This window comes from Flexithrix dorotheae DSM 6795 (assembly GCF_000379765.1).
GTDB classification, from domain to species: Bacteria; Bacteroidota; Bacteroidia; order Cytophagales; family Flammeovirgaceae; genus Flexithrix; species Flexithrix dorotheae.
This window is the reverse complement of sequence record NZ_KB903500.1, coordinates 2,477-10,855: the sequence shown is the minus strand read 5'-3', so window position 1 is coordinate 10,855 and position 8,379 is coordinate 2,477. Positions and strand designations below refer to the sequence as shown.

At 35.9% G+C, this 8,379-nt stretch carries 7 protein-coding genes and 1 pseudogene; 6 read left to right on the top strand and 2 right to left on the bottom strand.

Going from position 1 to position 8,379, the window contains the following annotated elements:
- Positions 1–97: 97 nt before the first annotated feature.
- Together A3EM_RS44910 and A3EM_RS44905 are read right to left on the bottom strand one after the other, a co-directional pair.
- The gene (locus A3EM_RS44910) at positions 98–1,288 is read right to left on the bottom strand and encodes an IS91 family transposase (RefSeq protein ID WP_020533345.1); all 1,191 of its coding nucleotides are present in this window, start codon (positions 1,286–1,288) and stop codon (positions 98–100) included.
- 2 nt (positions 1,289–1,290) lie between these two features.
- A complete protein-coding gene (locus tag A3EM_RS44905; protein WP_020533344.1) occupies positions 1,291–2,163 on the bottom strand; it encodes a tyrosine-type recombinase/integrase in 873 nt (290 codons plus the stop codon).
- A 29-nt stretch (positions 2,164–2,192) separates the two neighbouring features.
- On the opposite strand from A3EM_RS44905, the gene A3EM_RS0137270 reads away from it, so the two are divergent.
- The 6 genes and pseudogenes from A3EM_RS0137270 to A3EM_RS48020 form a co-directional block, all read left to right on the top strand.
- The gene (locus tag A3EM_RS0137270) at positions 2,193–3,056 is read left to right on the top strand and encodes an NmrA family NAD(P)-binding protein (RefSeq protein WP_044240981.1); all 864 of its coding nucleotides are present in this window, start codon (positions 2,193–2,195) and stop codon (positions 3,054–3,056) included.
- A gap of 18 nt (positions 3,057–3,074) precedes the next feature.
- Entirely contained in the window at positions 3,075–3,995 is a 921-nt protein-coding gene (locus A3EM_RS0137265) for a helix-turn-helix domain-containing protein (protein ID WP_020533342.1), read from the top strand.
- Between the two features lie 445 nt (positions 3,996–4,440).
- Positions 4,441–5,277 (top strand): helix-turn-helix domain-containing protein, encoded by an 837-nt coding sequence (locus A3EM_RS0137260; RefSeq protein WP_020533341.1) that lies wholly within the window; start codon positions 4,441–4,443, stop codon positions 5,275–5,277.
- Between the two features lie 89 nt (positions 5,278–5,366).
- On the top strand, positions 5,367–5,924 hold the full coding sequence (locus tag A3EM_RS0137255) for a YbhB/YbcL family Raf kinase inhibitor-like protein (RefSeq protein WP_020533340.1): 558 nt from the start codon (positions 5,367–5,369) through the stop codon (positions 5,922–5,924).
- Between the two features lie 418 nt (positions 5,925–6,342).
- Positions 6,343–7,881, top strand: coding sequence for a 7TM diverse intracellular signaling domain-containing protein (locus A3EM_RS0137245; protein WP_020533338.1), 1,539 nt, complete (start codon positions 6,343–6,345; stop codon positions 7,879–7,881).
- Positions 7,882–8,117: 236 nt separating this feature from the next.
- Positions 8,118–8,379, top strand: a pseudogene (locus A3EM_RS48020) (hypothetical protein); the annotation flags it as partial.

The following is an 8,379-nucleotide window of genomic DNA, read 5'->3' as shown; positions in this document are numbered from 1 at the left end:
ATTTTTATTATTTGCAAAAGTCCAAATTAGCAGGTTAATACTGCCAAGGGCATAATATTCCCATCCGTTTGCTGGAAACGGTTTTTCCTTCCATATTTTATAAAACTTCTGCCCATATCACCGCAATTCTGGGAGAACCTCTTGGTCTTGGGTATTCCTCTGCAGTATACATTTTCCCCTTTTTGCAAACCGGGCAAATATCCGGATCAATTCCTTTGGTGATCCTGAGGATATCCTTTACGGTAAACACTGGTTTTTCCTCCGCTTCTGGCATGCCCAGACTTTCCCTTACCTTGGGCAGGGTNATTTTTTTAACCCGTGTGGAAAGGAAACCATAATGCCTGATTTTACAAAACCTTTTGGGTAGCACATGGAGTAAAAACCTGCTGATAAACTTTTCAGCTGGCAAAGTGAGCAGTTTCTTCTGGTTGTTATCAGCCCTGTCCAGATAGGAAAAAGTGACACTTTTATCGCCAATATGTTTGATTCTGTAATTGGATATAGCAATTTTGTGGGTGTACCTACCAAGATACTCCAACACAAAATCAGGACTGGAAAAAGGTTTTTTGGTATGCACCACCCAATTGATCTGATAGAGTTTTCTTTTGAGTTTCCAGAAAACTTCAGGGTTGTGGAGTGTAGCAATTTTCCCTTCCAGTTTCAGTTTTTTATCCTGATAAAGCCAGAGCAGTTTCTCCATGAATTTTCCTCGGAAAGTTTTGGCAAGAGCCTTAAGTGGAAACAGGAATCGTCCTTTAGTTTTTGAAGTTTTCCATTCTTGATTTTCACCCATTCCTCCAGCTGGAACGATGCAATGAATGTGGGGATGATATAACAACTGCTGAGTCCAGGTATGCAGTACTGCAATCATCCCCATTTTGGCCTGAAGCTTTTGTTTGGGGTCTTTGGAGAAAGTATCCAAAGTTTCCCAAGCCGAAGTAAACAATACGTTGTAGATCAGTTTTTGATTTTGCAAACAAATAGCACGTAGTTGAGCCGGCAGCGTAAAAACCAGATGAAAATAAGGGACTGGTAAAAGATCATACTTTCTTTCCAGAATCCATTTTTCTTTATTCACTCCCTGACATCCGGGGCAGTTTCTATTGCCGCAAGAGTTGTAATGCACTTTAATATGCCCGCAGTGATTACAACAAACTTTGTGACCACCTAATATTTTGGTGCGGCATTGCCGGATGTTTTGCATCAATTGAAGTTGTTCAATACTTACCCTATTGTTTTGGAGATAATCATCCCCAAACCGATTGAACACTTCAGCCATGGAAGGCATGGCTACTTCTCCCAGGAATCCAGCGGGCTAAAGGCTTTGATCAGCGGAACATCACTAATGTGCAAATAAATAATGGTGGTTTGAATGGAACTATGTCCCATCAGGTGTTGCAGCGTTTTCAGGTTGATGCCTTCTTCCAGGGCATGAGAAGCAAAACAATGGCGCAGGATATGCAGGTTGACTTCTTTGTTGATCCCGGCTCTTTTTACAGCAGCATTCAGGGCATGGCGCAATCCACCAGCGCTCATGGGAGTACCTTTCAGTCGTCCATTAAACAGGAATATTTTAGGTCGATAACTTCGGTAATATTCTCGAAGTTCAATCAAAACCTTCTCAGATAAAACAGTCAGTCGATCTTTACCACCTTTACTCTGATTGATGCGCAGTTGGCATTTTCCATCTTTAGTGAGTAAATCAGTAATTTTTAAGCGTAGAATTTCCCCTCTTCTAAGGCCTGAAGAGTAGAGTAATCTAAACATGACACGGTGTTTTTTATTAAGACAGGAGTTAAAAATCAGGGTCAGTTCTTCCCTGCTGAGTACCTGAGGCAGAGTCGGTTTTTCTTTGGGGTAGGGAATTTGAGAGGCCATACCCACATCCTCTGCCATATGCTGATAATACCAGCGAAGTCCAGCAACGTAGATCTTAATCGTCCGCCAGTTGCGTTGTTTTTCCACCTGTAGATCATGTAAAAAATCAATCACCTGATCAATTTCCAATTCCCTTGGTAGACAACCATGAAATTCCATCAAGCCCCTAACCCCACGAATATAATTCCGAATTGTTTGCTCGGATCGATTGGCAACCCGCAGTCTCCTTTCAAAACATTCCAATACACGTAATCCTTCTGGTAATTGAGAAATTAGCTTTTTCATAATGTTATACGGTTTGGTAAAACCACAGCATAACATTATTTCAGGTTTCTGCTAATTTTGCTACCTTTAGGTTTGGTTCAATAACAGTTATAAGCAGCAATCCTGAAAAACAAAAAGAAATTGAGAAAATGGGAGCAAAAGCTGCTATAGGCACAATGGAAGATGTATCCTTTCTAATGGAAACTTTTAAAGGTGCAGATGCAGTGTATTGTATGGAAACATTTGGCTTCTTCAATCCTGATTTTGATTATCTGAAATACATCAACCAAATTGCTCACAATTACAAACAGGCGATTGAGCAATCTTCCGTAAAAAAAGTAATTCATCTTAGTAGTATAGGAGCTCATACTTCAGAAGGTGTAGGTATCTTGAAATTCCATCATTTAGCAGAGACAATACTGGGCCAACTTCCAGAAAAAGTTGTCATTAAATTTATTCGACCAGTGGGGTTTTACGTGAATTTATTAGGTCAAATTCCAACTATTAAATCTCAAGGCATTATCGTTTCTAATTTTGGCAGTAAAGAAAAGGAACCTTGGGTTTCGCCTTACGATATTGCAAATGTAATTGCGGAAGAATTCGGCCGTCCATTTGATAATAGAAAAATTCGTTATGTAGCTAGTGATGAAGTTTCGAGCACTGAAATTGCAGAAATATTGGGTAATACAATCGGAAAACCTGACTTAAAATGGGTAACCATAACTGATGGGCAATATTTGGATGGTTTACTAAAGTTTGGAATGAATAAACAAATTGCGAAAGACTATGTGGCAATGCAAGCAGCCCAACGAAACGGAAGTATCTACGAAGACTTCAATTTACATAAACCCACATTTGGCAAAGTGAAATTCTCTGATTTTGCAAAGGAATTTGCAAGCTTCTACAATCAATAATAATTATCTTTATCACTTATGGCAAACAAAAAACCTAATAGAATTAAAACAATTAGTGAATTTCATAGATTCAGAGGTCTGCCATTACCAGAACATCCCTTAATTAGTGTGATAGATTATGCTTCCATTAAGCATTCGGATGAAAACAATTCCATAAGCTGGGTACTTGATTTTTATGCTATTTCTTTAAAAAAATCATCCCACACTAAGTTTAGGTATGGATATCAGCATTGTGATTTTGATGGAGGCTCACTGTTTTTTATGGCGCCAAATCAGGTATTTCGTGTAGAGGTTAACAAAGATCATATGTCTGTAAAATCAGGATGGTTGTTACTGATACATCCTGAGTTTATTTGGGGCACAGCTTTGGCAAAAACAATTAAGCAATACGATTTTTTCAGTTATGCCATAAATGAGGCATTATTCCTTTCGCCTAAGGAAGAATCTATCCTCAACCATATTATTCAAAACATTCAGCAAGAGTATCTATCCAGTATTGACAAATTCAGCAAACAAATTATCAGCACGCATATTGAAAATTTGCTTAGCTATTCCGAACGATTTTACAATCGTCAATTCATAACAAGGGAAAAAGCTAATCATCAAATTTTAGAACGCCTGGAAAAACTATTAACAGACTATTTTAACGGTGATGATATAGTAATAAAAGGCTTGCCATCAGTTCAATTTGTTTCCGAGGAATTGAATGTTTCACAAAGTTACTTAGGCAGCCTACTTAGAGTACTAACAGGACAAAATACTCAACAACACATTCACGAAAAATTAATCGAAAAAGCTAAAGAAAAATTATCTACAACCAACCTTACCATAAGTGAAATTGCCTACGAATTAGGCTTTGAACATTCACAATCATTCAGTAAACTTTTCAAATCAAAAACACAACTCTCACCTTTGGAATTTAGGCAATCCTTTAACTAACCAAAAAACTGCTGCCAATAATAAGGGATCAAACGCTGGTGGGGATGGTTTTGTTAGGAATGGCCTTTTTTAGATAATTTCCATTTGGTATTCATTTTTAGTGTTTCCGAAAGCCCGTTTTGGAGGGATCGATTAGCAATTCTTTACCATTTTTCAAAACACTCCAGCACCAGAAAAGCTTCAGGGTTATTGGCAATTAATTTTTTCATATCATTATATGGTTTGGTGATACCTTCCTATAACATTATTTCAGTTTTTACTCAATTTTGCTACCTTTAGGTTTGGTTCAACCTGCGGTATGAAATTATAGCTGGTTTGTGGTTCACATGGCTTTAGTTCTTCGTAGATAGTCAGGACTGCAGATAGATTATGGGTTAAGCCATACCTTTAGTAACCTGAAATCAGCCAGGCTTGATGCAAGTAACCTTGGAGACAATTACAGCAAATGAAAACTATAACACTTCCAGACGAGTTAAATCTGGACACTTCTCTATCGATTAAAATTTATGATTACAAAAGCACTGAGGAAATTTCCAAACAACAAATCATCTTGAATAAAAATACGTTTAGCTTTCTTCAAGAAGGGAAAAAAGAGGTTTTCTTTGATAATTCTTCATATGCAATAGATAATTCCCAATTTCTACTAATGAAATCTGGACATTGCTTAATGACTGAAAAAATCTCTAAAATTTCTGAATATTACAGGAGTCTTTTATTCTTCTTTTCTACTGAGGATGTATTAAGGTTTATAAAGAAGTTTGACTTGCAACTAATCAACTCTAAAAGTGTCTATTCCACCTATTCTTTTGATTATGATTCTTTCACAAAAAGATTTGTAGATAGCCTTATTGATATATCAAAGCTTTCGATGTCCTTGCAACAAAAAATCTTAAAAACTAAGTTTGAGGAGATAATGCTATACCTCATTGATTCTAAAGGAGTCGATTTTCTCTATTCTTTAATCAGTAATACTAACCAAAGCCAAAAGTTTATTCAAACTATTGAAGGGAATCAATTAAACAAACTCACTATAAAAGAGCTTGCTTTTTTATCAAATATGAGTGTATCTACTTTTAAAAGAGAGTTTCAAAAACATTTCAATAGCTCACCCAGCAAGTGGTTTCAAGAAAAAAGGCTGGAACATTCTGCATTTCTACTAAAGAGTCAGTTTAAAAGACCTTCGGACATTTTTGAAGAAATAGGATATGAAAATCTTTCAAATTTCATTCAAGCTTTTAAAGCGAAATATGGTGTCACACCAAAACAGTACCAATCAACTTGAGCTTTTATCAATACTTTTTGAATGAAAAGAAACATAAGATTTTGTAAGTCCCCTCATAATTTTGGACTTGTAATTTAAACGTAAATCTTATGAAAAAATCATTTCAAATTTTAACAGTACTAATCGCTTTTTCAAGTTCAGTATATAGTCAAAATACCTTTACATTATCCAGTAAAGACTTAGGTGGAGAAGCTACGATTAATGAAGAATTTAACGGTTTTGGTTGTACGGGAAACAACCAATCTCCACAACTATCATGGATAAATGCTCCAGAAGGAACTAAGAGCTTTGCTGTAACTATGTACGACCCTGATGCCCCAACCGGAAGTGGGTGGTGGCATTGGATTGTATTTGACATTCCAACCAGCACAAACGAATTAGCTTCAGGCGCAGGAAACACAGAACTAAACTTAACACCCAAAGGTGTTATTCAAAGCATCACAGATTACGGAGCCAAAGGATTCGGAGGTCCTTGTCCTCCTGAAGGTCACGGTTTACATCAATACATTATTACAGTTTACGCTTTAAAAACGGAAAAACTGGGATTAAATGAAAATACAAATCCAGCTGTTGTTGGTTATTATTTATGGAATAATACATTAGCAAAAGCAAGTATTATAACCTATTACCAAAGAAGTAAAAAATAAACTGTTTCAAATAATGAGGGATCAAATTCAGGAGGGTCCACCGGTGCTCCCTCTGAATTTTTCTTATGGAGAAAGAATCTAATAGGGTTTTGGTCTGGAAAAGCTCTGTGTAATTTCAATTTCAGTATACATTTTTTGTGTTTCTAAAAGCTCGAATTGGCGGGACCGAGTGGCAATTCTATGCCATTTTTCAAAACATTCCAGCACCAGATAAGCTTGAGAGATTTTTTACAATTAATTTTTTCATCAGGTTTTAATGAGAGTATGTTTAAATTTTAACTGTTTCGCTGCAAACGTCCAGTTTTGGGTTGAAAACCTAAATTTTAAATACGCTTTGAGGGTAAAACCTCACCAAAACATTATTTCAGTTTTTTCCCAATTTTGCTAACTTTAGGCCCTGTTCAACCTAAAGCTAAAATTGAAAAACAAAAACCACCTGTGTATTTTTTTGATTCTCTCGGGTATTTTATTTTTTTCTTCTTGCTCAGATGAGAATCCCATAAATGTAGACTATTCTTTCAAGGTAGCCAAAGGCGTTGAGCAAAGCGTAAATGATTTTCATAATGTAGAATTTAACTCCTTCAATGACCTAAACCTTGGGTTTTATAAGGGAAACTTGTGGATTAAACTTGAGATAGACAATTCAGATTCTTATAGAACTTTGATGTTTACCAACAATGATTTGTTCAACCGGAATTATGCTTTCTACAAACTAGATTCAAGTAGGATAGGATCGGTACTTATTGAAGAAATCAGCAATAATTCAAGTTACGACAGTAGAACGTTTAACAACTCTTATCCTAATTTTAAGATAGACTTATACCCAAACGAAAAGGCAACCTACATCATCACCAGCCAATCTGATGGAAGAAGTACTGACGCATCTCCGAAGCTGATTACTATAGAGGAATACAACTCAATAGTTAATCAAAATATAATCTGGAGCATTGTATTTCTCGGCTCCGTTATTACACTCCTAATTCTAAACGTATATTTATGGAACCTACATAATCACAAGATATATGCATATTATATCTTTTATATGCTAGCCTCCTTATTTATGTATACCAGTTTTGACGGCTATTTTTACAAATTTAATTTTAGCCAACTTTTTTTAGACCATTCAATATTTCTATCAGTAAGAATTTGGGTGTTATCATTAATAATATTCACTACCAAATTTTTAGGCATAAAGAAAATAAGCCCTCTGTTTTATAAGTATTCAATGATAACATTGATAGTAATCTTAGGAGGAAACACCCTATATCAATTCCTTTTTTATAATACATCTGTTCAGTACCTGCACTACTATGAAAACGTATTATCTTTTTTCTATTTGCTTTTAATTTTCGGCTTTGTACTAGTTTCTATTAAGTCAAGAAAACAAGAACTTAAATACTATTTGATAGCCTTATCTTTCTTTTTGACTTTTATAATTATTGGTTTAATTGATGGTCATTTTCAGGTTTTTCCTAGCAACCCATTTGTTTATATCAAAATAGGAACACTTACCGAATTTATTGGTTTTACTTATTTTATGACAATTTTGGTAAAACAAAAGCTCACCATGAATGAAAGGCTGGAAAAAGAACTTTCAATGAGCCGTATAGCACTGCAAGAAAAGGAACAGCTCCTGGCATCAAAAAGCACCGACCTTGTCAGCGTTTTTAAGCTAATTGAAAACTCCTTTACATGCGAGGCTGACTGGGACGATTTTAAAGAACGATTTAAAACATTACACCCCGATTTCATCACCTCCCTGTTGACAAAGCATACTGATTTATCCAAGTCGGAAACCCGCCTGCTCACATTGGTTAGCATTGGCTATTCGCAAAAAGAGATTGCCAACATTTTGAACATTGCTCCTGACAGTGTAAAGAAGGCCAGAAGCAGAGCCAGAAGAAAATTGAATTTGCCAGATTCAGTCAGACTTAAAGATTACCTCCTCAAATTATAAGGATTTTTGTCGGTTTTTAAAGTTGCTGATATAGAGCTACTTATGTTTTTGTCCCCTAATTTGTCCCCCCTGGAAGTTAGGTCAGATTTACCCCTTCAGGTAGGTTTACCCCGTTTACTTTATCCTGCTTGGCTTGAAGCAGAAAGTTTTCATTTGAAATGAAGTTTAACAGTAAAAAACACATAGCAGGTTATTGCCTGCCAAGTAATTAAATCAGCTAATTAAAAGGAGGAAGTATGAAAAAAACATTACTAATTACAGTCGCGCTAGCTTTGGTAAGTTTGAGAGCCCTGGCTCAGAATGTCAACATTCCAGATGCTAATTTTAAAGCTTATTTGGTTGGAAATACTTCCATAAACACAAACTCAGATTCTGAAATTCAATGTTCAGAAGCAACTGCTTTTACCGGGCAAATTTCAATCAATCAGTATTCTACGATTACAGATTTAACAGGAATCGAAGCATTTGTCAATCTAACATCGATTCAGTGTCTTGCTC

Excerpts from the sequence above, each read along its gene's own strand:
- A3EM_RS0137260 (WP_020533341.1), top strand. The coding sequence starts at position 4,441 with ATGAAAACTATAACACTTCCAGACGAGTTAAATCTGGACACTTCTCTA.
- A3EM_RS0137255 (WP_020533340.1), top strand. The coding sequence starts at position 5,367 with ATGAAAAAATCATTTCAAATTTTAACAGTACTAATCGCTTTTTCAAGT.
- A3EM_RS44905 (WP_020533344.1), bottom strand. The coding sequence starts at position 2,163 with ATGAAAAAGCTAATTTCTCAATTACCAGAAGGATTACGTGTATTGGAA.
- A3EM_RS0137265 (WP_020533342.1), top strand. The coding sequence starts at position 3,075 with ATGGCAAACAAAAAACCTAATAGAATTAAAACAATTAGTGAATTTCAT.